This is a genomic window from Streptomyces rhizoryzae (genome assembly GCF_023155275.1).
GTDB lineage: Bacteria > Actinomycetota > Actinomycetes > Streptomycetales > Streptomycetaceae > Streptomyces > Streptomyces rhizoryzae.
Window position 1 is genome coordinate 114,203 of sequence record NZ_JALMUV010000015.1, and the last position, 24,638, is coordinate 138,840.

Here is a 24,638-nt window from a genome sequence, read left to right on the forward strand (position 1 = left end):
GGCCCGTGCAGCGGCGTCCCGCGGCCGGCCCGGCACACGGTACGGAAGGGATCATCCGATGGCTGACCGGATCAGCGACGTATGGGGCAAACGCACCCCGTTCCCCGCCGGCGGCACCTGGCCGCTCCGGGTGGACGAGTGCCTGGCGATCCCCCAGGACCACGTCGAACGCTGGGTGCCGTCCGCCTGCGTGCTCTGCTCCAACGGCTGCGGACTGGACATCGCGGTCGCCAACGGCCGCATCGTCGGCGTGCGCGGCCGGGCCGAGGACCGCGTCAACCACGGCCGGCTCGGCCCCAAGGGGCTGTTCGGCTGGCAGGCCGGGCACTCCCGCGACCGGCTGCGCCACCCCCAGCTGCGCGTCGACGGGACCCTGCGCCGGGTCGACTGGGACACCGCCATGACGGCCGTCACCGAGCGCTCCCGCGCGGTCCTGGCCGAACACGGCCCGCTGGCCATGGCGTTCTACACCAGCGGCCAGCTCTTCGCGGAGGAGTACTACGCCCAGGCACTGATCGCCCGCGGCGGCATCGGCACCCCGCACCTGGACGGCAACACCCGGCTGTGCACCGCCACCGCCGAATGGGCGCTGATCGAGAGCTTCGGCAGCGACGGGGACCCCGGCTCCTACACCGACATCGACCACTGCGACACGCTGTTCCTCGTCGGCCACAACGTCGCCGAGACCCAGACCGTGCTGTGGGCCCGGATGCTCGACCGGCTGCACGGCCCCGACCGCCCCCGGCTGATCGTCGTCGACCCCCGCCTGACCGCGACCGCCCGGGCGGCCGACGTCCACCTCCCCATCCGCCCGGGCACCAACGTCGCCCTGCTCAACGCGGTGCTGCACGAACTGATCAGCAACGACCGGATCGACCGGGCGTTCCTGGACGACCACACCACCGGCTTCGAGGACCTGGCCCGGACCGTCGCCGACTACCCCGCCGAGCGCGCCGCGGAGATCTGCGGTGTCCCCGCCCGCCTCATCCGGCGGGCGGCCCAGCTCATCGGCGACGCGCACCGGCTGGTCTCCACCGTCCTCCAGGGCGTCTACCAGTCCCACCAGGCCACCGCGGCCGCCGTGCAGATCAACAACATCCATCTGGTGCGCGGCATGATCGGCCGGCCCGGCGCCACCGTCTTCCAGATGAACGGCCAGCCCACCGCCGAGAACACCCGCGAGACCGGCGCCAACGGCTCCCTGCCCGCCTACCTCAACTGGCAGAACGACGTCCACGTGCAACGCCTGGCCGAGCACTGGAACGTCGACGCGCTGCACATCCCGCACTGGTCGCCGCCCACCCACGCGATGGAGATCTTCCGGCACTGCGAGGAAGGCACCGTCAAGTTCCTCTGGATCACCGGCACCAACCCCGCCGTCTCGCTGCCCGAACTCCGCCGGATCCGCGCCAACCTCGGTTCCGACCGGCTCTTCCTGGTCGTCTCCGACGCCTTCCCCACCGAGACCACCGCGCTGGCCGACGTGGTGCTGCCCGCCGCCATGTGGGGTGAGAAGACCGGCTGCTTCACCAACGCCGACCGCACCGTCCACCTCTCCCACAAGGCCGTCGAGCCACCCGGCGACGCCCGCAGCGACTTCGCGGTGCTGCTCGACTACGCCCACCGGATGCAGCTGACCGACCGCGACGGCAAGCCGCTGCTGCCCTGGCACCAGCCCGAGGACGCCTGGAACGACTTCATCGCGCTGACCAAGGGCCGCCCCTGCGACCAGTCCGGCCTCGGCTACGAACGGCTGCGCGGCAGCGGCGGCATCCAGTGGCCGTGCACGGAGGCCGCCCCCGACGGCACCGAACGGCTCTACACCGACCACGTCTTCCCCACCGCCGCCGACCGCTGCGAGGACTACGGGCACGACCTGACCACCGGCGCCCAGTGCCAGGCCGACGAATACCGCGAGCACGACCCCGGCGGCCGGGCGGTCATCAAGGCGGCGCACTACCTGCCCCCGCACGAACCGGCCGACGAGACCTACCCGCTGTACCTGACGACCGGGCGCGGCGTCTACCACTGGCACACCCGCACCAAGACCGCCCGGGTCCGCGAACTCAACGAGGCGGCACCGGAGATGTGGGTGGAGCTGCACCCCGACGACGCGCACAGCCGGGACATCGCCGAGGGCGACCTGGTCCGGGTGTCCTCCCGCCGCGGCGAGGTCGAGGCACCCGCCGTGCTGTGCGGCAGCCGCCCCGGCGTGGTCTTCGTCCCGTTCCACTACGGCTATTTCGACCAGGCGGACCCGGACCGGCACGACCGGGCCGCCAACGAACTGACCCGCACCGAATGGGACCCGGTGTCCAAGCAGCCCGTCTACAAGGTCACCCCGGTCCGGCTGACCAAGCTCGCCGACGCCGAGGCGGGCGGCCGGCCCGTCGTGGTCAGCGAGCCCGCCCTGTCCGCGACCGACGACCCCCCGCCGTCCGCCGCCCCGGAGGCCCAGCGATGAACAAGACCGGTGCCCTGCTCCGCGAACTCCACGACGCCGAAACGGACTTGGCGAAGACCTACCGGTCCGTGGCGGACCGCCAGGCAGCCGACGCGGGAACGCACTACCCGGCCCGCACGGTCGCCGAACAGTGCGACCGGCACGCCGAACGGATCCGTGCCTGGGCAGAGCGCTTCGACGTCCGGATCCACGCCCCGGGAACCGCCGAGCCCCTGGCGGCCGTACGGGACGCCCTCCGGCACACCGCCGCCGAGGTCCGCGGCGACCGCCCGACCCCGGGCCTCGCCCTGCTCCACGACCTGTGCCTGCTCCACGAGAAGGCCCAGGCGGCCAGCATCCACTGGGTCGTCCTCGGCCAGGTCGCCCAGGCACTGCGCGACCGCGAACTGCTGGAGTCGGGGACCGCCTGCCACGACGAGACCCTCACCCAGATCAAGTGGATCACCACCCGCATCAAGGACGTCGCGCCGCAGGCCGTCGCGGTCGCCGACTGACCGCCCGGCCGGGCCGCTCCCGGCCCGCCCGGGCCCGTTGCGGGGAGCTGCCGCACCGTTGGTCCGTCGGGGTACTGCGGGGCATGGCGCCTTGTGCTCCGGCGGACCAGGGTCCAGGGTCGGTCAGGGGCGGCGGACCAGTCGGCTACCTACTCCCGGGCACCTGGCCTGACCGTGCGGCGCGTTCCGCACGGGCCGCCCCCGCACCCCGGCGCACCCCGGCGCACCCCGGCGCACCGAACTCCCCGCAGGCGGCCCGGCCGCCCGCGGGGAGTTCGGTGTTCCGAAGGACCGGTCAGGTCCGGGGGAGCGGACGGTTGGGGAACCGGTGCTCGGCGGCGGCCGCCACGAAGGCTTCGAGGAAGCCGTCACTGGTGTCCGCGGCGGTGACCACCCCCTGGTCGCTGACCGGGCCGTCGCCGCCGGAGGCCGTGCGGATGGTGTCCGGCAGCAGCGAGCGCAGGATCTCGACCCCGCTGCCCAGCGCGGCCACCGGCTTGCCGTGGCGGTAGGCGTCCCGCACGAAGCGCCGGGCCATCCCGTCCGCCGCCGAGTCCCCGGCGCCCAGACCGCCGTCCGGCACGAGGACGGCGTCGTACAGGACGGAGGCGACGGTCGGCAGCGCCCGGTCCGCGGCCACGTTCCCCGAACCGCCGGAGACCTCGCCGTCCTTGGGGGCCAGCGCCTCCACCACGGCACCCTGGCCGCTCAGCGCCTCCTTGACGGCCGAGATCTGCGCCGCGTTCACCCCGTCCGTCACCAGTACCGCGATCTGCCGGGTGCTGATGGAACCGTCGCCCTTGTTGTTCTCCAGGCTCAGCGCCGGGGAGGGCGTGGGGCGCGGGGCGTCGGCGGAGTTGGCCGGCTCGGCGACACCGATGCCCTCGGCGACCGCCTTGGCCAGGCCGTGGTCGACCTTCGCCAGCTGCCCGACGGTACGCTCGCGCACGTCCATGGAGTTGACCTTGCCCAGCTCGAAGCGGAAGGCGTCCACGATGTGCTGCTGCTCCCAGTCGGCCATGCTGTGCCAGAACAGCGCCGCCTGGGTGTAGTGGTCGGTGAAGCTGGGGCTGCGGCGGCGGATCTTCTGCCCGTCGACCCGCTCCGTCAGGTGCCGGAACGCCGGGTCCGAGGGGTCGGCGATCGCCGGGCAGCCGCCGCCCAGGGTGTTGGGGGAGTAGCTGGTGCCCTGGTGGATCCGGCCCTGGTGGTAGCCGTCGCGCTGGTTGTTGCGGACCGGGGCGACCGGCTGGTTCACCGGGATCTGCGCGAAGTTGGGCCCGCCCAGCCGGATGAGCTGGGTGTCCAGGTAGGAGAAGTTGCGTGCCTGGAGCAGCGGGTCGTTGGTGAAGTCGATGCCCGGCACGACGTTGGCGGTGTGGAAGGCGACCTGCTCGGTCTCCGCGAAGAAGTTGTCCGGGTTGCGGTTGAGCACCATCCGGCCGATGGGCTGCACCGGCACCAGCTCTTCAGGAATGATCTTCGTGGCGTCCAGCAGGTCGAAGTCGAAGGAGTGCTCGTCCTCCTCCGGCACCAGCTGCACGCCCAGCTCCCACTCCGGGTACGCACCGGCCTCGATGGACTCCCACAGGTCGCGGCGGTTGAAGTCCGGATCGCGGCCCATGGTCTCCTGCGCCTCGTCCCAGACCAGCGAATGCACCCCGAGCTTCGGCTTCCAGTGGAATTTGACGAACGTGCCCTTGCCCTCGGCATTGACGAAGCGGAAGGTGTGGACACCGAATCCCTGCATCATGCGGTAACTGCGCGGGATGGCCCGGTCCGACATCAGCCACATGATCGTGTGCAGCGTCTCCGGCTGCAACGACACGAAGTCCCACAAGGTGTCATGCGCGGAGGCGCCGGTGGGGATCTCGTTGTGCGGCTCCATTTTCACCGCGTGCACGAAATCCGGGAATTTGATGCCGTCCTGGATGAAGAAGACCGGGAAGTTGTTCCCGACCAGGTCGTAGTTGCCCTCCGAGGTGTAGAACTTCGTCGCGAAACCCCGGACGTCACGCACCGTGTCGGCGGACCCGCGGGGCCCCTGCACCGTCGAGAACCGCACGAACACCGGCGTCTGCACCGAGGGGTCCTGGAGGAAGGCCGCCCTGGTGAACGAGGCACAGGACTCGTACGGCACGAAGTAGCCGTACGCGCCGGCGCCCCGGGCGTGCACCACCCGCTCCGGGATGCGCTCGTGGTCGAAGCGGGTGATCTTCTCCCGGAAATGGAAGTCCTCCATGAGCGTGGGGCCGCGTTCACCGGCCTGGAGGGAATCGTCGGTGTGGTCGACGGTGACGCCCTGGTCGGTGGTGAGGGGGCCACCGGCCGGATCGGCCGCGTAGTGCGCTTCCCGTTGCTCCTGCTTCTTGTCCGTCAACTCATGCCTCCGGTTTTCCGTAGGGGGCTGCGGTTTCCTGCCAATTCCTCCGGTCGGCGGGGTCCGCCGGCACCCGGTACCGCCCGGGGCCGTTTCGCGGTGCCGGGCGCGGAGCGGGGCATGCGGTGTCTTCCGGAACGCCTGGCAATCGTGCGGGGCCCGGTGCCGCGGCGCTGTGCCGACCGGCCGGCCGCAGTCCGACCGCTGCTCTTTCCACGCGTTCCCGGCACACTCCGGGATTAACGCCCTTTCGGAGGGATTACGCCGGACGCGGCGTGGAACGCGGCTATCGGGGCGGCGCCCGGTGTGCGGTGCCCGGGTGGTGCAGCATGGCAGCCCGGGCGCGGCGGTCGCCATGGCCCGGCCCCCGGTGGGACAAGCCGCGTCGAGAGGGTGTGAAGGTGCGCTGGACAGCGTTGCGGAAAGGGATCGTCCCGGCCCTGGCGGCCACGACCGTACGGGCCAAGGCCGTGCCCGCGGAATCGCCCCTGCTGCGGGCGCTGGACGGCCTGGAACGGCGCAAGGGCCTCGATCTGGCCGCCCGCCCGCTCCGGCGGGTGGTGCACGGCCTGCCGCTCGGCCGGTTCCGGGACGTGCTGCACGGGCTGCCGCTCGGCCACCCGCTGCACCCCCTGCTCGTCCAGGCGCCGATCGGTGCCTGGCTGTCGGCCGGTCTGCTGGACGCCGTGCCCGGCACCCGGCGCGCGGCCCGGGTCCTGGTCGGGGCGGGCGTCGTCGCCGCGGTCCCGGCGGCCCTGGCCGGCTGGGTCGACTGGGCCGAGCAGCAGTCGGACCAGATGCGGACCGGACTGGTGCACGCGGCCACCGTGAATCTCGCCACCGGCCTGTACGCCGCCTCCTGGCTCCAGCGCGGCCGCCGGCACAGCGCGCGGGGGAAGGCCCTGGGCTGGGCCGGGCTCGGTGTGGTGGCCGTGGGCGGGATGCTCGGCGGCCACCTCGCCTACCGGCAGGCCGCCGGCACCAACAAGACCGAACCGGTGCCGCACCTGCTGGAGGACCGCTGGTACCCCGTCGGCCGGGTCGAGGACTTCCCCGTCGGGCAGCCGGTCCGCCGCGAACTGGGTGAGGTCCCGGTCCTGATCGTCCGCCGGACCGGCGGGCAGATCCACGCCCTCGCCGACCGGTGCAGCCACGAGTCCGGGCCGCTGTCCGGCGGCAAGGTCTCCGACGGCTGCGTGGAATGCCCCTGGCACGGCAGCGTCTTCCGGCTCTCGGACGGCGCCAACGTCAGCGGCCCCGCCACCGCACCGCAGCCGGCCTTCGAGGTGGACGTCCAGGCGGACGGCGCGGTGCGGGTGCGGCTGTCGGGCGGCTGAGCCGCCGGCCCGCCGACGGGGGATCAGGGCGCGCGGCGCCCGGCCACCCTGCCGCACCGCAGCAGGGTGGCCGCCAGGGCGCCGCCGGCGGCCACCCCGGCCAGCAGCCCCAGGTGGCGGGTGGCCCAGAGCTGCGGTGAGCGGCCGTGCGCCCGGTCGTCGAAGATGCCGTGGGCCCCGAAGTCGTGGCCGCCCTCGCCGTCCAGGGGGTGCCAGAGGTTGTCCGGCCGGTCCTGCGGGACCTCCTCGCCGGTCTGCTGCGAGTCGTACCCGGTACGGGCCAGATAGCGGTCCAGCAGTGGCCCGGCGAACCGGTTGGCGAGGATCGTGGCCACGGTGGAGCCACCGGCGTAGTACTGCTTGCGGCGGGGGCGGTCGGCGGCGTGCAGCACGGCGCGGGCGGCCACCTCCGGCTGGTAGATCGGCGGCACCGGCTGCGGGTGGCGGGGCAGTCTGGACCGCACCCACGAGAACTGCGGGGTGTTGACCGCGGGCATCTGCACCACCGTGAGGTGCACATTGCTCTTGGTGTGGAGCAGTTCGGTGCGGACGGACGAGGTGAAGCCGTTCACCGCGTGCTTGGCGCCGCAGTACGCGGACTGGAGCGGGATGGACCGCTCGCCGAGCGCGGAGCCGACCTGCACGATCGTGCCCGCATCCCGCGGCAGCATCCGCGCCAGCGCGCTGCGCGTGCCGTTGACGAAGCCGAGGTAGGCCACCTCCGTGACCCGCCGGTACTCGTCCGCACCGATCTCCGTGAACGGCGCGAAGACCGAGGTGAAGGCGTTGTTGACCCAGACGTCGATGGGCCCGAACGCCTCCTCCACCGCGTCCGCCGCGGCCTCCACCTCGGCCGCGTCGGAGACGTCGGTGGGCAGCACCAGCGCCTCGCCGCCGGCCGCGACGACCTCGCGGGCCGCCGCGTCCAGGCCCTCCCGGCCGCGGGCCAGGAGACCGATCCGGGCGCCGCGGGCGGCGAACGCCCGGGCGGTGGCGCGGCCGATTCCGCCGCTGGCGCCGGTGATGACGACCGTTTGCTGCATGGGACCTGCTGCCTTTCCTGGGGAGTGGGGGAGGGGCACGACCGCGGCGCCGGCCGGCTCAGACATCCGACCAGGGCCGGGACAGCCGCGCGGCGCACTCCAGCATCAGTGCGTGGACGAATGCCTGGGGCAGATTGCCGCGCAGCTGCCGCTGGGCGACGTCGTACTCCTCGGAGAACAGACCTGACGGGCCGGACGCGGCACGGTTGCGTTCGAACCAGCGGAACGCCGAGACCTCCCGGCCCTGCTGGTACTCCGCGAGCGCGGTGATGAACCCGCACAGCAGGAACGCCCCTTCGGCCTCCCCCAGCGGGCGCTCGTCGTGCCGGAAGCGGTAGGCGTAGTGCTCGTCCGACAGCTCGGCGGTGTAGGCGTCGAGGGTGGCGCGGCTGCGCGGGTCGTCGGCGGGCAGCGCCCCGCGGATCGCCGGCAGCAGCAGCGCACCGTCCAGTCCGGGGTCCTCGGGGGAGCGCTGCCACCGCCCCGACGGGTGCAGACTGTGCGCGGCGGTCTCCTGCACCAGCGTGTCGGCCAGCGCCGTCCAGGCATCCGACCGGCGGCCCGCCGCGCCGCTGCGCACGAACGCCCGCAGCCCGGCCGCGCAGATCAGGCGGCTGTGCGCCCACCTGCGCGGCGCCAGCTCCCAGATGCCGGCGTCCGGTTCGTGGCGGCGCCGGGCGATCGCCTCGGCGGCGATCTCCGCGGCCTGCCGGCCGGTCCGGTCCAGCCGGTCGTGCCGGGCGGCGGCGGCCAGCAGGAGCAGCGCCTCCCCGAACGCGTCGAGTTGGAACTGCTCGTTGACGTCGTTGCCGATCCGGTCGAACCCGCCGGGGTAGCCGGGCAGGTCGAGGCGGCGGGGCCCGGGGATCGGGCGGCCGTCCATGCGGTAGGCGGGCGCCAGCCGCGGGCCGTCCTCGTGCAGCCGCGCGCCGACGAACCGCACCGCGTCGTCCAGCAGCAGCGGGTCCACCCCCGCGGCGGCCACCGCCTGGCCCGCGTAGCACTGGTCGCGGATCCAGACATAGCGGTAGTCGTAGTTGCGGCCCGCCTCGGCGCGCTCCGGGAGACTGGTGGTGGCCGCGGCGACCATGCCGCCGGTGGAGCCGGTCAGGCCGCGCAGCACGGCGTAGGCGCGCTGGGCGTCGGCCGGCGCGATGGTGTGCGTTATGCCGGGCACCGCCTGCCGCCAGGCGTCCTCGGTCTCCCGCCAGGCCCGGACCGGATCGGGCGGCGTGTCCGGGAGCGGCCGGCGGCCCAGCTCCAGCACCAGGTCGTGGTGGGAGCCCGCCGGCACCGTCAGGTCCATGGTGAGCCGCTGCCCGTCCGGTCCCGCCGGGCGGGCGGTGTCCGCGCCCGACCAGCGCACCCACAGATCGCCGGTGCGCCCGTGCCAGGCACCGTCCGGGCCGCGCCGCACGTCGCGCAGCGGCTGCTCACCGAACCCGGCGCAGGGCTCCAGGACCACCGACAGCCGGGTGGTGGTCTCCTGGGCGATGACGCGGCGCAGGACGACCGCGCGGTCCGGGTCGCCGGGGAACGCCAGCGCCTCCCGGCACTCCACGATCCCGTCGTCGGTCACCCACCGGCTGCGCCAGATCAGCGACCGGGGCTCGTAGTGGCCGCCCCAGACGAACCGCCCCACGGGCGTCACCACGTAGCTCCCGCGGCCGCCGATGAGCGTGGCGAAGACCGCGTCGGAATCCCAGTACGGCGCGCACATCCAGGCGAAGTCGCCGCGCTGGCCGACCAGGATGCCGCGCTCGCCGTCGGCCAGCAGCGCGTAGTTCCGCAAGGGCTGGGGCCCGAACACCCCACCGGCCTGGTCTGCCGCCGACTCCCCGGACCTGACCTGACCTGCCGCCATACCCAGCCTTTCCGCGAGCTTCCCGCTGTCCGGGTTTCGCTTAACCGCTGCCGCCGGTGGCCAAACAGGCCGTACGGGGGCACCGGACGGCGGCGGGGCAGCGGGCGGCGGGGGAGCGGTCAGCGGCCGAGGGCCTTGCGGAGTTCGTCCTTGTTCATCGTCGAGCGGCCGTCGATGTTGCGCTTCCTGGCCTCGGCGTAGAGCTGGTCCTTGGTGGGGCCCTGGGAGCCGCGGTGGGAGCGCTCGCCGCCGCGCTGCGGCGCGGACTTGCGGTCCTGGGTGGAGACCGTGCTCGCGGTGCGGGACTCGCCGGCGCGGGCCCGCTCCTTGTTCACCGTCCGCGCGGCGATCTCCTTCGCCCGCTTCGTGGACTCGCCCCGCTTCTCGGCCCCTTCCTTGATGTGCTCGTACTGGCGCTCGCGCTTCTTGCTCGAACCGGCAGGCATGGGGATCTCCTCGCTGTGTCGTGGTCTGTTGGTGGTGGGGGCACGGGTGCCCACACCAGTTGAGCCCCCGCGGCCCGGCGGCGCTACCCCAGGCGGTCCGGGGGACTGGCGGCCCGGCGTCAGCCCACCCGGTACGCCGCGGCCGCCTCCTCGCGGAGGGACAGGCCGTGCCCCGGCGCGCCGTCGGCCCCCGGGCGGATACTGCCGCCCGCCGGGTCGAGGACCCCGTCGAACAGGCGGTTCTCGATGCGGACGTGGTCGTGGAACCACTCCAGGTGCCGCAGGTTCGGTACCGCGGCCGCGGCGTGGGCGTGCAGGTGCGGCGCGCAGTGCCCGGAGACCGCCAGCCCCGCCGCCTGGGCCAGCGCCGCGACCCGCAGCCAGACCGTCAGGCCCCCGCAGCGGGTGATGTCGGCCTGGACGCAGTCGACGGCCTGCGCCGCGAGCAGGTGCCAGAAGTACGGCAGGGTGTAGCCGTACTCCCCGGCGGTCACCTCGGCGCCGGTCGCCGCCCGCACCTGGGCCAGGCCCGCCAGGTCGTCGGAGGAGACGGGCTCCTCGAACCAGGTGACCCCGTGGTCGGCCAGGCAGCCGCCCAGCCGGATCGCCTGCTTGCGGGTGTAGGCGCCGTTGGCGTCGATGTAGAGTTCCGCGGCGTCGCCGATGCTGCGGCGGGCCCGGGCGATCCGCCGCCGGTCGCGGCCCTCGGCCGTCCCCCACGACTCCCCGACCTTGATCTTGACGCGCGGAATGCCTTGGTCCGCGACCCAGTGCCGCAACTGGCGGTCCTGCTGCCCGTCGTCGTACGTCGTGAAGCCGCCGCTGCCGTACACCGGGACCTCCTCGGCGGCCGCACCCAGCAGCCGCACCAGCGGCACCTGGAGCAGCCTGGCCTTGAGGTCCCACAGGGCGGTGTCCACGGCGGACAGCGCGCCCGCGACGAGCCCGGGACGGCCCGCGTTGCGGACCGCCCGGCTCATCGCCTCGTTGGCGGCGGGGACGTCCAGGGCCCCGCGGCCGGTGACCACCCCCGCCAGCTGCCCGTCGATGACCTGCGCGGTGGCGGGCGCGCCGTAGGTGTAGCCCAGGCCGCTGGTGGTACCGGAGCGGACGTGCGCCACCACCAGGGTGGTGGCGTCCCAGCTCATCGTCCCGTCGGCCTCCGGGGTGTCGGTGGGGACGGTGTAGACGGCGGTGCTCACCTCGTCCACCGGCGGCCCCGGGGACCCGGCCGGTACGGCGCCCATGGCCAAACGCCCCGTCACTTCTCGTGGTGCCGGTGCCCGGGCAGCATCTCCTGGACCTTCGCCTTGAGGCCCTGCTTGACCATCGAGGCACGGTCGCTGTCGCCCTTGAGGACGGACGCGGCGGCGGCCTCGATCTGGTCGAGGGAGGCGTGCGGCGGGATCGGCGGGACGGCCGGGTCGGTCCGGAAGTCGATCACGAACGGCCGGTTGGCGTGCAGTGCCTGGCGCCAGGCGGACTCCACCGCAGCGGGATCCTCCACCCGGACGCCGTCCAGCCCGATCGTGCGGGCGAAGTCGGCGTACGGCACGTCCGGCAGCGCCTGGGACGGCAGGAACTGCGGGGCCCCGGACATGGCGCGCATCTCCCAGGTGACCTGGTTGAGGTCCAGGTTGTTGAGCACCGCCACGACCAGCCGCGGATCCTTCCAGTCCTGCCAGTACTTCGCGATGGTGATGAGTTCCGCCATCCCGTTCATCTGCATGGCGCCGTCCCCGACCAGGGCCAGCGCCGGCCGGTCGGGATGGGCGAACTTCGCGCCGATCGCGTACGGCACACCGGGCCCCATCGTGGCCAGCGTCCCGGACAGCGACCCCCGCATCCGGCCGCGCATCCGCAGGTGGCGGGCGTACCAGTTCGCCGCCGAACCGGAGTCCGAGGACAGGATCACGTCGTCCGGCAGCTGCGCGTCCAGCGCGTGCACGACGTACTCGGGGTTGATCGGGTCCGCCGAGACGGCGGCCCGCCGCTCCATGACCTCCCACCACCGGGCGGTGTTCTTCTCGATCTTCTTCCGCCAGGCACCGTGCTTCTTGCGGTGCAGCAGCGGCAGCAGCCGCTTGAGGGTCTCGGCGGAGTCACCGACCAGGTTGACCTCGAACGGGTACCGCATCCCCACCATGTGCGGATCGATGTCGATCTGCACCGCCCGGGCCTGGTCGAGGTCCGGCATGAACTGGGTGTAGGGGAAGTTGGAACCGACCACGAGCAGCGTGTCGCAGTCCCGCATCAGTTCGTACGACGGCCGGGTGCCCAGCAGCCCGATCGCGCCGGTGACGTACGGCAGGTCGTCGGGGAGGACGTCCTTGCCCAGCAGGGCCTTGGCGACGCCGGCCCCGAGCACGTCGGCGATCTCCTCGACCTGGTCGCGGGCGCTGCGCGCACCCTGCCCGATCAGCATCGCCACCTTCTCGCCCGCGTTCAGCACCTCGGCGGCCCGGGACAGCTCCCGGTCGGTCGGCACCGGCGCGTAGGACGAGATGCCCAGACTGGAGGGGACCATCTTGAAGGCGTGGGTGGGCGGCGAGTAGTCCAGTTCCTGGACGTCCGCGGGCACGATCACCGCGGTGACCGAACGGCGGCCGTAGGCGGTGCGCATGGCGCGGTCGATGGCGTTCGGCAGCTGCTCGGGGACCATCACCGTTTCGCAGAAGTCGGACGCCACGTCCTTGTAGAGGCTCTGGAGGTCCACCTCCTGCTGGTACGAGCCGCCCACCGCGCTGCGGTTGGTCTGGCCCACGATGGCCACCACGGGCACGTGGTCGAGCTTGGCGTCGTAGAGGCCGTTGAGCAGGTGGATCGCGCCGGGGCCGGACGTCGCCGCACAGACCCCGACCCGGCCGGAGAACTTGGCGTATCCGACCGCCTGGAAGGCGGCCATCTCCTCGTGCCTGGCCTGGATGAAGCGCGGTGAGTTGTCGGCCCGTTCCCACGCGGCGAGCAGGCCGTTGATGCCGTCGCCCGGGTACGCGAAGACATGCTCGACGTCCCATTCGCGCAGGCGCTGGAGGATGTAGTCGGACACTTTCATCGACACGGTGCTTCCTCTTTCCTGTGCGGGAGTCTCTTCTGTCGGGGGCGGGGCGGTCAGGGGCCGGCCCGGCGCCGGGCCCGCCCGCCCGGCCACCGCTGCCGCAGCGCGGCGCCGGCGGCGGCTCCGCCGAGGACGCCCAGTGCGGCCAGCGCACCGGCCGCCAGCCGCCCGTCGCGGACCGGCACCTTCGTACGGTCGGCGGCGCGCTCCGGATGGTGCGCCGGCAGCGGACCGTCGAGCCCGAGCGCCAGCGCCTCCGCCAGGTGCAGCGCGGTCCGCCCGGTGCCGCCCAGCTCGATCTGGGTACGGCAGCTGAAACCGTCGGCGAGCACCAGATCCGGCGGCGCGGCCCGGCGCACGCCCGGGAGCACGCCCAACTCGCCGATTTCCATGGAGAGTTCGTGGTGGCCGCGCTCGAAGCCGAAGTTGCCGGCCAGTCCGCAGCACCCGGCGTCCAGCACCTCCGCCTCGATACCGGCGCGCCGCATCAGCTCCCGGTCGGCGTCGTCCTTGAGCACCGCGTGCTGGTGGCAGTGGGTCTGCACGGTCGCCGACCGGTCCAGCCGCGGTGGCCGCCACCCGTCCGGGGCGTGCTCCACCAGCTGCTCGGCCAGCGTCCGGAACAGCCCGGACAGCCGCTGCACGTCCAGGTCGTCGGGGAACATCTCCACCGCGTCGGAACGGAACACCGCCGCGCAGGACGGCTCCAGACCGATCACCGGCGTCCCCGCCTCGATCCACGGCCGGAGCACCTCCACGGTGCGCCGCAGCACCCGCCCGGCGACGCCCAGCTGACCGGTCGAGATCCACGTCAGACCGCAGCAGACCGTGCCCGACGGGACCGCCACCCGGAACCCGGCGTCCTCCAGCAGTCGCACCGCGGCCCGCGCGATGCCCGGATGGAAGTGGTTGCTGAAGGTGTCCGGCCAGAGCACCACCGCCTTCTCGTCCCCGGGGACCGGCGGCGGCTCCTGCCTGGCCGCCCACCACCGGGTGAACGTCTCGGGCGCGAACGGCGGCGGCTCGCAGTCGCCGGCCACCCCTGCCAGTCGCTTCCCGAGCCGCCCGAGGACGGGGGCGTGCAGCACGGCGTTGACCGGCCGCGGCGCGCTCTGCGCCAGCCGCGCCCACAGCGGCAGCCAGCCCAGCGAGTAGTGCGCGGCGGGCCGGACCCGGCCGGCGTAGTGGTGCGCCAGGAACTCCGCCTTGTACGTCGCCATGTCCACCCCGGTGGGGCAGTCCGACTTGCAGCCCTTGCACGCCAGGCACAGGTCCAGCGCGTCCCGCACCTCCGGGGACCGCCAGCCCCGGGAAACGGCCGAGTCGTCGTGCCCGCCCAGCATCTCGAACAGCAGCCGCGCCCGGCCCCGGGTCGAGTGCTCCTCCTCCTTCGTGGCGCGGTAGGACGGGCACATCACCCCGCCCTTGTGCGTACGGCAGTTGCCGATGCCCACACAGCGCATCACGGCCCGCCGGAACGAATGGTCGTCGTCCGGGTACCCGAAGTACGTCGGGTCGTCGTGCGGACGCCAGCGCCCGCCGAGCCGGAGGTTCTCATCGACCCGGTACGGCTGGACCACCTTCCCCGGGTTCATCCGGTTGTCCGGGTCGAACAGCGCCTTCAACTCACCGAACGCGGCGACCAGTTGATCACCGAACATCTTCGGCAGCAGCTCCCCGCGGGCCTGGCCGTCGCCGTGCTCACCGGACAGCGAACCGCCGTACGACGCGACCAGATCCGCCGCCCGGGACACGAACCGGCGGAACTCCGCGACCCCGTCCGCCCGCTTCAGCTCGAAGGGGATGCGGGTGTGCACACAGCCCTGCCCGAAGTGGCCGTACAGCGACGGGTGGTCGTAGTCGAACTCCGCGAACAGCTTCTTCAGATCCCGCAGGTAGTCACCCAGCCGGTCCGGCGGCACCGCGGAGTCCTCCCAGCCCTCCCAGGTCTCCCGGTCGTCCGGCGGCCGCGCGGTCACCCCGAGACCCGCCTCCCGCGCCTTGAGCATCTGCTGCTCGCGCTGCGGATCGTCGGAGAACGCCACATCCGCCGCGTCCTCGCGGCGGCCCAGGGCGCGCAGCAGCTCCCGGCCCTGGGCGTCGACCTCCTCCGTGGTGTCCCCGCTGAACTGCACCAGCAGCCAGCTGTCACCGTCCGGAAGCCGGTCCAGGGAGTCGAGATAGGCGTGCTCCTCGCGCATCAGCTGCGCCATCCGGCCGTCCAGCGCCTCCAACTGCGTCGGATTGCAGCGCTCCAGCAACCTGGGCACGTCGTCCGCGGCCGCGCAGATGTCGTGGTAGCCGAGCACCACCATCGCCTCGCAGGGCGGTACGGGCACCAGGTCCAGTTCGGCGCGCAACACGGTCACCAGCGTGCCTTCGCTGCCCACCAGTGCCTTGGCCACGTCGAAGCCGTTCTCCGGCAGCAGCGAATCCAGGTTGTACCCGGACACCCGGCGCGGAATGCGCGGATACCCGCGCCGCACCTCGGCCATGTGCCGGTCGATGAGGTCCCGCAGCCCGCGGTAGATCTCCGCGCGGCGCCCGCCGCCCGCGAGAACCTGCGCGTACTCGTCCTCCGCCGTCGGCCCCACCCACATCCGGGTCCCGTCGTACGTCAGGACTTCCAGGCGCCGCACGTTGTCCACGGTCTTCCCGTACGCCTGCGCGGACGCCCCGCACGAGTTGTTCCCGATCATGCCGCCCAGCGCGCAGTGGCTGTGCGTGGACGGTTTCGGTCCGAACTTCAGCCCGTGGTCGGCGAGTTGGCGGTTCAACTCGTCCAGGACGATCCCCGGTTCGACCACGCAGCGCCGCTGCTCGGCGTCGAGCGACACCAGCCGGTCGCAGTACTTCGTCCAGTCGATGACCACGGCCGCGTTGGTGCACTGCCCGCCCAGGCTCGTCCCCCCGCCGCGGGACAGCACCGGCGCGCCGAACTCCGCACACACCCCCACCGCCGCCGCCCCGGCCTCGACGCTTCGGGGCACCACCACCCCGATGGGGACCTGGCGGTAGTTGGAACCGTCCGTCGCGTACGCGCCCCGGCTGCCCGCGTCGAACCGCACCTCGGCGTCGACGCCGGCCTCCAGGGCCTTCACCAGCGCGTCCACCCGGACCCCGCCGCCGTGCGGCGACCCGGCGCTGGAAATGTTCTGTGCTGTCATGAGTGTCCTTCCCGTCGGCGGTGACGCGGCCGTTGACGGAAGGCCGGGGACTGCCGGCCTGCTCCGCCCGGGTCGGGGATGGAATCCAACGATCTATCGGTATCTAGCCTCCCGGCTACCCGGGCTCGCTCCGGTGACACCCTCGCTCTCTGTACCGCGTCCGGCTCCGGGGCGGGGCGGACGCGGCACGACGGGACAGGCGCTTCCTTCCCAGGCTGCGAGGGCGCCGGGGGATCCGCATCCCGGAATCGGGGAAGGCGGACCGGTGGACCGGCCACCGCTTGCCCGAGGTCAGGGCCAGGGCGACAGTTGGGAGAGGGGAAAACGCGGATCGGAGAGCATCATGATTGTTCTCGGAGTGATCCTGCTCATCATCGGCTTGGTGACCGGGATCGGCATCCTCTGGACCATCGGCATCATCCTCGCCGTCATCGGCATCGTGCTGTGGATCCTCGGCGCGATGGACCACGCGGTGTTCGGCAGGCGGCACTTCTGGTAGCCGCTCCCGGCAGCTGCGCCCGGCGGTACGGGCAGGGGCCCGTGACCCGGGGCACGGGACAGGAACCGGAGCACGCAGCAGTACGCAACAGCACCGAACAGGAGGAGCACGATGACGGCAGGCGGACGCCGCGCCGCGGTCTTCGACGTGGACGGGACGCTCGTCGACAGCACCTATCTGCACGCCGTGACCTGGTGGGAGGCGTTCCGCCAGGCCGGCCACGAGGTGCCGATGGCCGCGATCCACCGGACCGTCGGCATGGGGGCGGACCACCTCATCGACCACCTGCTGGGCTCCGGCCGCGACGAACCGGACAAGGACGAGGAGATCAGCACCGCCCACAAGACGCTGTACGCCCAGTACTGGACGCGCCTGGTCCCGCTGAACGGTGCCGCCGATCTCCTGCGGGCCTGCGCCGCGCGCGGCTGGACCGTGGTGCTCGCCAGCTCGGCGGCCGGTTCCGAACTGGACGCGATGCGGCGGGCGCTGGACGCCGAGGACGCCATCAGCGCGGTGACCAGCGCCGACGACGTCCGCGCCAGCAAACCCGCCCCCGACCTCGTCCAACTGGCGCTGGAGCAGACCGGCGCCGCTCCCAAGGACGCGGTCTTCGTCGGCGACACCGTCTGGGACATGAAGGCCGGCCACCGGGCCGGCGTCCCCTGCATCGGCGTCCTCAGCGGCGGCTTCTGTCGTTCCGAACTCCTGGAAGCGGGCGCACACGAGGTCTACGACGACGCCGCTGCGCTCGTGGCCGGCCTGGAGTCGTCGCTGCTGAAGTGAGGGGTCGTTGCTGAAGTGAGGGGCGTTGCTGCTCGGGCCGGGCTCAAGCGGGCGCCAGCGTGGCCACCAGGACGTCCCGGAGGGCGGGGGCCGAAGGATCCACCGGACGGATCGGCGAGACGCTGTGCAGCGTACGGCGGTCGTCCGCGACCAGCAGCGCCCCCGGCGCGTCCAACGTGGTCGCCAGTAGCTCATGGCCGTCGGGCGTGTAGACGGTGCTCCGGCCCCCGCTCGCGTTCGCCCTGCTGACCAGGAGCGACGACACCAGGGTGACGCCGTCGCGGTGGCGTCCCTCCGGCGTCGGGCTGCCTTCGCCTCCCTCACCTGACGCCATGACCCGGAAGGGATGCACCTTCGCGCTCCAGTCACGCGTCGTCGGGTCCAGGCCCTCGGCGAGCCGCCCCAGCAGGAACAGGAACGCGTGGAGCACCGGATCGTCGGCGAACGCATCGGTCAGCGGCTCGAAGTGCCTGTCGACCTGGACGTAGAGGGGGTTGCTGTCGTCCGGCTGAACGAACGGCACGTGCGGGAGACGGCGCAGTTCACCGGAGGCGGGGTGGAGCAGGAACTGCCCGTAGCGGCGCTGCCGCCGGGTGCCCTGCTCGGAGGCGTACGGATCCGGTGCCAGGCTCGCCCAGTGCGCGGCGAACCGCTCCCAGCCCCGCCCCTCCGCCGCGGGGGCCAGCTGCGCCCGTACCGCGTCCGGTGGCATCAGGTGGGCACCGGTGTCGTTCAACGCGGAGCGGACAGTGATCGTCTCATCCATGACTGTGCCTCCTGCCGTCGGACTCGTGGTGATTGCGGTGGCGGGCGCCTGGCCAGGGCCGGATGGGACAGGGCCGGTCAGGGCCGGTCAGGGGGAGCGCAGCGCGGACCGCTGGGCCCGCCAGGCACCCAGCAGGTGCGCGGCGAACCGGTCCTCCAGGAACAGCGTGGCGCTGATCCCGAACGCCACATCGCCGTCCAGGCCGGGCTCGTCGCTCAGCAGTCCGTCGACCACCTCGCGGCGGACCACCTGTTCATGGACGGCGTCGGCCTCGACGTGTTCGTCGTAGAACCGCTCCGCCGCCGGTCCGGCACCGGTGCGGCGCATGGCCTGCGCCAGGCGCCGTGACCCGGGCGACGAGGTCACCTCGACCGTCGCGAAGTGGCCGATCAGCGCCCCGCGCAAGGACCGGTGCAGCCCCAGCAGCGACATCAGGTTGACCACCGCCAGCGCTTCGGCCGGTGCCTGGTCGAGGTAGCGGCCGTAGGCGGTGTCCAGGCCGAGGTCGGCCATGAGGTCGGCGAAGAGCCGGGCGTGGACGTCCTCGGCGCGGCCGGCCCCGAACTCGTCGAATTCGATCGCCGCCATCCCGGCCTTGGCGCGGCCCCGGAGCCGCGGCAGCACCCAGGCGTGCGGATCGGCTTCCTTGAGGTGGTAGAGCGAGCGCAGGGCGGCGTACTCCCGCAGCTGCCACAGCCGGCCCTCGCGCCGCAGGTAGTGGGTGACGCCGGTACCGTCCTCGCCGGTGGGCTCCACCAGCAGACCGGCCAGGGACTCCTGGGCGCCCCCGGCCACCTCGACGTCCTGCCGCAGTGCACCGAGAAACCGCTCCTCCAGACGGCGGCGCACCGTCAGCAGCCCGGGATCCCACTCCTCGTCGTCCGCCACCCCGGCGAAGCCCTGGTAATGCAGCTCGTACAGCACGTACAGGGCGAGCTGGAGATCCTCGCCGTAGGGGTCCGCGTCGGAGAGGTCCGCGTTGGAGGGAGCTGCCTCGGACGGATCTGCCTGGGACGGGTCCGCGGTTCCGTACCGCCCCGAGGGCAGGGGGCCGGACCCCTGGCGCAGCCGGTCGATCACCGCGCCCGACAACGGCCCGCGTGCGCACGGGAGTTGCGGCCCGTCAGCCCCCTCGGGCCCGCCGGACCGGCCGGGCCCGACCGTCCCGGCAGGTCCGGCCGTCCCCGCGGGCCCGCCTTGCGCCGCGAGCGCCGAGTGACCCGAGAGCCCCACTGTCACGATTCCTCCTCCGCCGCATCCGGCGTCGCCGGTGCCTGTCCTCCCGGGCAGGATGAAGCCCTGCCGCCCCCGCGGGCCGCCCGTCCGCGCCGCCGCCGGTGACTGGTGTCGCACCAGGGGTAGGTGCGACTGCCCCGGCACGTGCAGACCGCCACGACGAAGCGCCGGGAGACGGATACCGTCCCGTCCTTGCCGACCACCTCCACCGGTCCCTCCACCAGCAGGGGCCCGTCGGTGGCCACGATCCGGCGGGGTCGCTCAGGGTTGCTGGGCACGGATGATCACCAATTCCTCTGTGTCCTGGCCATGGTCGAGCAGCCCCTGACTGCGCAGCCACGCCTGCCGGGAGCGCAGAACCGGACCGAACGGGATCCGCATCCGGTCGCTGACCGTCGCGGGCAGACCCGCCTCCGCCAGCCGCTTCAGCGTGCGTTCGGCCCCGCAGAGCCCGGAGTGCACCATGAGCAGCACGCCTCCGGGCCGGAGCGCACCGGGCGCGGCATCGCAGATGCGGTCGATCAGCAGCCTGCCGTCCCGGCCGGCGTCCCAGGCACGGGCGGCTCCTCGCGACGCGCCGTTGCCCGGCGCCGGGACGTAGGGCGGGTTGCTGAGGAGCAGGTCGAACGAGCGGCCGCGTACCGCCGCCGTCATATCGCCGTGCCGGACCCTGACCCGCTGCCGGGCGCACCAGGCGTTGACCTGCGTGGCGAGCACGGCCCGCCAGGAGATGTCCACGGCGGTGACCCGTGCGCCCCGCCGGGCCGCTCCGAGCGCCAGCGCCCCGCCGCCCGAACCCAGGTCCAGAACCTCGGTACCCGCCCCGATGTCCTCCCGGTACAGGGCCCGCAACAGGAGCCGCGTGTCGTGCTGCGCAGGGTAAACCCCCGGCAGCTTCATCACCAGCGGGGACTGCGGAAGTGCGACGGTGACTGTGCCCATACCTCACCTCCGCTCCGGATCGCGGCGCCACTCGGCCTGCTGTCCTGCTCCTCTTCTCCCGTACCGGTCAGCCAGGGCATCCCACTCAGCCCAGGCAGCCCAGGTGATTCAGGCAACCCGGACGGTTCAGGAACCCCGGGTATTCCCGGTGTTCCTGGTGTGCCGTATATCCCAGGTACGCCCCGCGATTCAGGTATTCCAGACAAACTTCTCCCTCAGTATCCTGGCGATGCGGTCCGTGCTCCACCGGAGAGCCGGCCGGTACCGGCGGCGCTCCCGCCGTCCCCCCACGGCCGTACCAAGCCGCGTACCCCTGCCCCGAACGGCGAATCACCGAAGCACCTTCCGAACCCCGCGCCCGTCAGGGACAGTTGAGCAGCGGGTCCGGGCCACCCGGACACGCCCGGGGCGCCCGGTCCGCCCAGGCGACCCCGCCGCGCCTCACCCCTGGCGCTCCCGCACGCTGTCGGCCAGCGTGCGCAAGGCGGCCCGTACGCCGGGGGCGATCGCGGCGGCCTCCGGCGCGGCCGGGGACTCCAGCGCCTCCAGAGCCCTCCGGTGCCGTTCGCGGATCATGGATTCGACGGTGTCCACGGCGCCGGTCTCGCGCAGGACGCGCCGCACCCGGTCCGCGCCCGCCTCGTCGAGGTCCGGCCGGCCCACGAACGCGTCGAGGACGGCGGTCTGCCGTTCGTCCGCCCGGTCGGAGGCCACCGCGAGCAGGACGGTGGGCTTGCCGCCCCGCAGGTCGTCCAGCACCGGTTTGCCGGTCAGCGCCGGATCGCCGAAGACCCCCAGCAGATCGTCACGGAGTTGGAAGGACTCGCCGACCGGGAGCGCGTACGCGCTCAGCGCCTCGCGCAGCCCCTCCGGTGCACCGGCCAGGGCGGCACCGATGTGCAGCGGTCGTTCGACGGTGTAGGCCGCCGTCTTGTACCGCGCGACCCGCAGCGCCGCCTCGGTCCGTCCGGCGGCCCGCACCTCGGTCGTCAGGTCGAGGAACTGGCCGTGTACCAGTTCCGCGCGCATGGTGTCGATGAGCGGGAGTACGGCCTGCTGCTGCTCGGGCCGCAGGCCGGCGGCGTGCAGCAACTGATCGGACCAGGCCAGGGCCAGATCGCCCGCCAGGATCGCCGCCTCGGCGCCGATCCGCTCCGCGCCCGCCCGCGCCCCGGCCGGATGCTGCCCGGTCATCGCCCGGGCCGACTCCTGACCAGTCACCACCCGGTCCGGGGGTCGGGCCGCCCTCGCGCGGTCCGCATAACGAGTCGCCATCGCGCGGTGCACCGTCGGTCGGCCGCGGCGCCGGTCGCTGTCGTCCATCACATCGTCGTGGATGAGCGCGAACGCATGGAACACCTCCAGCGATGCGGCCACCCGGCCCACCACCTCAGGCGCCGCCTCTCCCACGCCCCTGGCAGCGTGCCAGCCCACCACGCACAGCACCGGCCGCAGCCGCTTCCCGCCGCCCCGTACGAAGTCCGCCACCGTCTCCGCCAACACACCGGCGCCGGGCCCCGGCGGCACTGGGGCCCGCACCCGCTCGTGGAGGAAGTCCGCCAGCACCGCGTCGACCCACTGCCGCACGGCGTCCAGATCCAGCCCCCCGCCCCCGGTGACGGTCGGCACGTCGGTATCGGCCACGCCCACCTCACCTAGGGAAACAACCGCTGGTCGGCCCGGCCGCCCCCACGCCCAGTCCCACACCCCAGACTCCCGCCGCCCCCCACCCACCGCCCGGCGAACTGCGCCAACCGGACGACGCGCGGACGCCACCTGGACCACGTCGCGTACCCGGCACCGCGTCAGGCGATGGTCAGCAGCGGGCTCATCGCGGCGCCGCCGGCGATGCAGAACCGCGGGACGGGATCGGTGCGCGGATCCGGATCTCCGGGAACATGGGTTTCGGGCGACTGGGGATCCGCCACGCGCGGTGGTGAGGTTTGCCGGGGACGTGTGGTTCCCGGGAGGCAGCGGGCCGGGGGTGGTTGAGGGCAGCGGGGCTCGGGCCGCGCGCCGGAGTCGAGGACCGGCCGCCTCGCCCGGGACCGGAGGAGGGCCGGGCCGCCACCCCGGACGACACCAGCACCGCCCTCCGGCCCTGGGCAGGCGCACCTCGGGCCGTTACCTACCTCTCGGCCTGCCGACGCGACCGCAGCCCGCGGTGATCCGTACGGGCCGGAGCCCCCGGTTGCCCGACGTGGCCGAAGCCCTCGATCATCCGAACTGGCCGGGCTGGTAGTCGCCGGCGGGCTGCTGGACGATGACGTTCAGCCGGTTGAAGGCGTTGATGAGGGCGATCAGGGCCACCAGGGCGGTGAGTTGCTCCTCGTCGTAGTGCTTGGCCGCGTTCGCCCAGACCTCGTCGCTGACGCCACCGGCCGCGTCGGCGATGCGGGTGCCCTGCTCCGCCAGCTCCAGCGCCGCGCGCTCGGCCTCGGTGAAGACCGTGGCCTCCCGCCACGCCGCGACCAGGTGGAGACGCGTCGGGGTCTCGCCGGCGGCGAGGGCCTCCTTGGTGTGCATGTCCAGGCAGTAGCCGCAGCCGTTGATCTGGCTGGCGCGGAGCTTCACCAGCTCCTGCGTGGCCGCGGGCAGCGGCGAATCCCCGACCGCCTTGCCCGCCGAGACGAGGTGCTTGAGGAAGGTGCCTGCGGTCGGGCTGCCGAGAACGTTCAATCGGGCATTCATGGTGTGCGCTCCTCTGCTGGTGCGATGACTACACACCCCTGACGGACGGGCCCGGCACGGATGTGACACCGGGGGATGTGACGTGCGTCGCACCAGGGGGGAAGGAAAGGAGCCGCGGCTCGGTCGCGGGGAGCCCGGTCGAGGAGACACCGGCGCCGCGGCCCCTCGCCCCGCCCCCCGCGGGTGCTGTCCCCGCCGCAGGACCGTCAGCGCTTCCCCGTTGCGCGTGCGGCCTTCCGGGTGGCGGATGCGGCGTCGCTCCTCTCCGGTCGGCCTCGGCCGGGCTAGGACTGTGGCGATCCATGCGTGAGCGCGACGCGCGTACCGCGTGCCGTGCCGTCCCGTGTGCCGTGTGCCGTGGGCCATGAGCGAGGGGAGCTGAGCGACGGCCACGCGTCATCCGTCGCGCATCACGCATCAGCTGCCACCCATCGTCCGTCACCCGTCACCCGTCACCCGCCACCCGCCACGCGCGACATGCGCCACCTCCCGCGCCTCTGCCGCCGTGCGCCTGCGGGGGACCCGCCGACAGGAAGGAACCCACATGTCCGTTCCGGCGACCCTTGACCACACCGCCCGCGACTACAGCGTCGCTCTCGCCTACTGGCTGGCCCGTGCCTCGGACCTCGCCTACAAGGACGAGGCCGCCATCGAGCGACAGGCCCGGGAGTGGGGCTTCGGCCACGTGCGGCACCACCACACGCGGTTCACGCCGCCGTTCCCGCTGGAGGACACCCAGGCATACACCGTCGCCAGCGACTCCATGGTGATCACTGCCTTCCGCGGCACCGAACCCGCACAGATCCGTGACTGGCTCTCGGACGCCACCACCCCGCCCTGGCCCGGGCCCGCCGGTACCGGATACGTCCACTACGGCTTCGCCGAGGCCCTCGAATCCGTCTTCCCCACGGTCAAGGAGACCCTCGAAGAGGTCCGTACGAACGGGCAGAGCCTGTTCTTCACCGGCCACAGCCTCGGTGGCGCGCTGGCCATGCTCGCCGCGGCCCGGCTGTACCTGGAGGACCCGAAGCTGCTCGCGGACGGCGTCTACACCTACGGCCAGCCCCGCACCTGCGACCACCTGCTCGCCGACGCGTGCAGCAAGGGCTTCAAGCAGCGCATGTTCCGCTTCGTGAACAACAACGACATCGTGCCTGAACTGCCGCCGACGCCGTACACCCACGCCGAGACGCTGCGCTACCTCGATTCCGACGGCCGGCTGCGCGAGAAGACCTCCTTCCTCGGCGGACTCGCCGATCGTGCCAAGGGCTACACCGCCGACGCGCTGGCCCCCGCCAGCGACGGCGTACGCGACCACTCCATCCACAAGTACCTCGCCGCCTTGGAGAAGAACCTCGCCTGAGGGGCGGCACGCAGGTGTCCGGGGGCCCGGCCCCCGCGGAAGGGGCGGGGCGGGAGCCCCTGGCTCGCCTCGCCCCTGCCCGCTGAAACGCTCCGCGAGTCAGCG

The 24,638-nt window shown here is 73.1% G+C and carries 20 protein-coding genes; 6 read left to right on the forward strand and 14 right to left on the reverse strand.

Annotated elements, in window-relative coordinates:
* The first annotated feature begins 58 nt into the window (after window positions 1–58).
* A complete protein-coding gene (locus MUU72_RS14945; protein ID WP_248013723.1) occupies window positions 59–2,464 on the forward strand; it encodes a molybdopterin oxidoreductase family protein in 2,406 nt (801 codons plus the stop codon).
* Entirely contained in the window at window positions 2,461–2,958 is a 498-nt protein-coding gene (locus MUU72_RS14950; protein ID WP_248013724.1) for a hypothetical protein, read from the forward strand. The genes MUU72_RS14945 and MUU72_RS14950 overlap by 4 nt, the downstream gene beginning before the upstream one ends.
* A 295-nt stretch (window positions 2,959–3,253) precedes the next feature.
* Here the strand turns inward: MUU72_RS14950 and MUU72_RS14955 are convergent, their stop codons facing one another.
* Complete coding sequence (locus MUU72_RS14955) at window positions 3,254–5,338, reverse strand: catalase (protein WP_248013725.1); 2,085 nt, start codon at window positions 5,336–5,338, stop codon at window positions 3,254–3,256.
* 470 nt (window positions 5,339–5,808) lie between these two features.
* Here MUU72_RS14955 and MUU72_RS14960 point away from each other — a divergent pair, with 470 nt between their 5' ends.
* Window positions 5,809–6,675, forward strand: a complete 867-nt coding sequence (locus MUU72_RS14960) for a Rieske (2Fe-2S) protein (RefSeq protein ID WP_372503110.1) — start codon at window positions 5,809–5,811, stop codon at window positions 6,673–6,675.
* A 23-nt stretch (window positions 6,676–6,698) separates the two neighbouring features.
* Here the strand turns inward: MUU72_RS14960 and MUU72_RS14965 are convergent, their stop codons facing one another.
* From MUU72_RS14965 to MUU72_RS14990, 6 genes are all read right to left on the reverse strand, one after another.
* Window positions 6,699–7,718, reverse strand: coding sequence for an SDR family oxidoreductase (locus tag MUU72_RS14965; RefSeq protein ID WP_248013726.1), 1,020 nt, complete (start codon window positions 7,716–7,718; stop codon window positions 6,699–6,701).
* A 58-nt stretch (window positions 7,719–7,776) separates the two neighbouring features.
* Complete coding sequence (locus MUU72_RS14970) at window positions 7,777–9,582, reverse strand: glycoside hydrolase family 15 protein (RefSeq protein WP_248013727.1); 1,806 nt, start codon at window positions 9,580–9,582, stop codon at window positions 7,777–7,779.
* Window positions 9,583–9,701: 119 nt separating this feature from the next.
* Window positions 9,702–10,028 carry a plasmid stabilization protein gene (locus MUU72_RS14975; protein WP_248013728.1) on the reverse strand — a complete coding sequence of 109 codons (327 nt, stop codon included), beginning with the start codon at window positions 10,026–10,028 and terminating at the stop codon, window positions 9,702–9,704.
* A gap of 119 nt (window positions 10,029–10,147) precedes the next feature.
* Window positions 10,148–11,275, reverse strand: a complete 1,128-nt coding sequence (locus MUU72_RS14980) for an enolase C-terminal domain-like protein (RefSeq protein ID WP_248013729.1) — start codon at window positions 11,273–11,275, stop codon at window positions 10,148–10,150.
* A 14-nt stretch (window positions 11,276–11,289) separates the two neighbouring features.
* Window positions 11,290–13,083 (reverse strand): thiamine pyrophosphate-requiring protein, encoded by a 1,794-nt coding sequence (locus MUU72_RS14985; protein WP_248013754.1) that lies wholly within the window; start codon window positions 13,081–13,083, stop codon window positions 11,290–11,292.
* Window positions 13,084–13,139: 56 nt separating this feature from the next.
* Window positions 13,140–16,253 (reverse strand): FAD-binding and (Fe-S)-binding domain-containing protein, encoded by a 3,114-nt coding sequence (locus MUU72_RS14990; protein WP_248013730.1) that lies wholly within the window; start codon window positions 16,251–16,253, stop codon window positions 13,140–13,142.
* Between the two features lie 343 nt (window positions 16,254–16,596).
* Between MUU72_RS14990 and MUU72_RS14995 the strand changes: the two genes are divergently transcribed.
* Window positions 16,597–16,752, forward strand: coding sequence for a DUF6131 family protein (locus tag MUU72_RS14995; protein WP_248013731.1), 156 nt, complete (start codon window positions 16,597–16,599; stop codon window positions 16,750–16,752).
* Between the two features lie 111 nt (window positions 16,753–16,863).
* Window positions 16,864–17,535 (forward strand): HAD family hydrolase, encoded by a 672-nt coding sequence (locus MUU72_RS15000; protein WP_248013732.1) that lies wholly within the window; start codon window positions 16,864–16,866, stop codon window positions 17,533–17,535.
* Between the two features lie 43 nt (window positions 17,536–17,578).
* Here the strand turns inward: MUU72_RS15000 and MUU72_RS15005 are convergent, their stop codons facing one another.
* The 7 genes from MUU72_RS15005 to MUU72_RS15030 all read right to left on the reverse strand — a co-directional run bounded on the left by MUU72_RS15005 (window position 17,579) and on the right by MUU72_RS15030 (window position 23,170).
* Window positions 17,579–18,301 (reverse strand): 2OG-Fe dioxygenase family protein, encoded by a 723-nt coding sequence (locus MUU72_RS15005; protein ID WP_248013733.1) that lies wholly within the window; start codon window positions 18,299–18,301, stop codon window positions 17,579–17,581.
* 87 nt (window positions 18,302–18,388) lie between these two features.
* Window positions 18,389–19,381 (reverse strand): iron-containing redox enzyme family protein, encoded by a 993-nt coding sequence (locus MUU72_RS15010; RefSeq protein ID WP_308403819.1) that lies wholly within the window; start codon window positions 19,379–19,381, stop codon window positions 18,389–18,391.
* A gap of 155 nt (window positions 19,382–19,536) precedes the next feature.
* Window positions 19,537–19,815: a CDGSH iron-sulfur domain-containing protein gene (locus MUU72_RS15015; RefSeq protein ID WP_248013735.1), complete on the reverse strand. Its 279-nt coding sequence runs from the start codon at window positions 19,813–19,815 to the stop codon at window positions 19,537–19,539.
* A complete protein-coding gene (locus MUU72_RS15020) occupies window positions 19,799–20,479 on the reverse strand; it encodes a HemK2/MTQ2 family protein methyltransferase (RefSeq protein ID WP_248013736.1) in 681 nt (226 codons plus the stop codon). The genes MUU72_RS15015 and MUU72_RS15020 overlap by 17 nt, the downstream gene beginning before the upstream one ends.
* 441 nt (window positions 20,480–20,920) lie before the next feature.
* Window positions 20,921–22,123, reverse strand: coding sequence for a polyprenyl synthetase family protein (locus tag MUU72_RS15025; RefSeq protein WP_308403820.1), 1,203 nt, complete (start codon window positions 22,121–22,123; stop codon window positions 20,921–20,923).
* A 161-nt stretch (window positions 22,124–22,284) separates the two neighbouring features.
* Window positions 22,285–22,407, reverse strand: coding sequence for a hypothetical protein (locus tag MUU72_RS35295; RefSeq protein WP_282504100.1), 123 nt, complete (start codon window positions 22,405–22,407; stop codon window positions 22,285–22,287).
* Between the two features lie 289 nt (window positions 22,408–22,696).
* On the reverse strand, window positions 22,697–23,170 hold the full coding sequence (locus MUU72_RS15030; protein WP_248013738.1) for a carboxymuconolactone decarboxylase family protein: 474 nt from the start codon (window positions 23,168–23,170) through the stop codon (window positions 22,697–22,699).
* A gap of 544 nt (window positions 23,171–23,714) precedes the next feature.
* Between MUU72_RS15030 and MUU72_RS15035 the strand changes: the two genes are divergently transcribed.
* Complete coding sequence (locus tag MUU72_RS15035) at window positions 23,715–24,533, forward strand: lipase family protein (RefSeq protein WP_248013739.1); 819 nt, start codon at window positions 23,715–23,717, stop codon at window positions 24,531–24,533.
* The last annotated feature ends 105 nt before the right edge of the window (window positions 24,534–24,638 follow it).

What these genes read in the sequence shown, in the direction of transcription:
- MUU72_RS15000 (WP_248013732.1), top strand. Translation starts at nt 16,864, where the DNA reads ATGACGGCAGGCGGACGCCGCGCCGCGGTCTTCGACGTGGACGGGACG.
- MUU72_RS15035 (WP_248013739.1), top strand. Translation starts at nt 23,715, where the DNA reads ATGTCCGTTCCGGCGACCCTTGACCACACCGCCCGCGACTACAGCGTC.
- MUU72_RS14945 (WP_248013723.1), top strand. Translation starts at nt 59, where the DNA reads ATGGCTGACCGGATCAGCGACGTATGGGGCAAACGCACCCCGTTCCCC.
- MUU72_RS14950 (WP_248013724.1), top strand. Translation starts at nt 2,461, where the DNA reads ATGAACAAGACCGGTGCCCTGCTCCGCGAACTCCACGACGCCGAAACG.
- MUU72_RS14980 (WP_248013729.1), bottom strand. Translation starts at nt 11,275, where the DNA reads ATGGGCGCCGTACCGGCCGGGTCCCCGGGGCCGCCGGTGGACGAGGTG.
- MUU72_RS15005 (WP_248013733.1), bottom strand. Translation starts at nt 18,301, where the DNA reads ATGGATGAGACGATCACTGTCCGCTCCGCGTTGAACGACACCGGTGCC.
- MUU72_RS14995 (WP_248013731.1), top strand. Translation starts at nt 16,597, where the DNA reads ATGATTGTTCTCGGAGTGATCCTGCTCATCATCGGCTTGGTGACCGGG.
- MUU72_RS14965 (WP_248013726.1), bottom strand. Translation starts at nt 7,718, where the DNA reads ATGCAGCAAACGGTCGTCATCACCGGCGCCAGCGGCGGAATCGGCCGC.
- MUU72_RS14990 (WP_248013730.1), bottom strand. Translation starts at nt 16,253, where the DNA reads ATGACAGCACAGAACATTTCCAGCGCCGGGTCGCCGCACGGCGGCGGG.
- MUU72_RS14985 (WP_248013754.1), bottom strand. Translation starts at nt 13,083, where the DNA reads ATGAAAGTGTCCGACTACATCCTCCAGCGCCTGCGCGAATGGGACGTC.
- MUU72_RS14970 (WP_248013727.1), bottom strand. Translation starts at nt 9,582, where the DNA reads ATGGCGGCAGGTCAGGTCAGGTCCGGGGAGTCGGCGGCAGACCAGGCC.
- MUU72_RS15020 (WP_248013736.1), bottom strand. Translation starts at nt 20,479, where the DNA reads ATGGGCACAGTCACCGTCGCACTTCCGCAGTCCCCGCTGGTGATGAAG.
- MUU72_RS15030 (WP_248013738.1), bottom strand. Translation starts at nt 23,170, where the DNA reads ATGAATGCCCGATTGAACGTTCTCGGCAGCCCGACCGCAGGCACCTTC.
- MUU72_RS14975 (WP_248013728.1), bottom strand. Translation starts at nt 10,028, where the DNA reads ATGCCTGCCGGTTCGAGCAAGAAGCGCGAGCGCCAGTACGAGCACATC.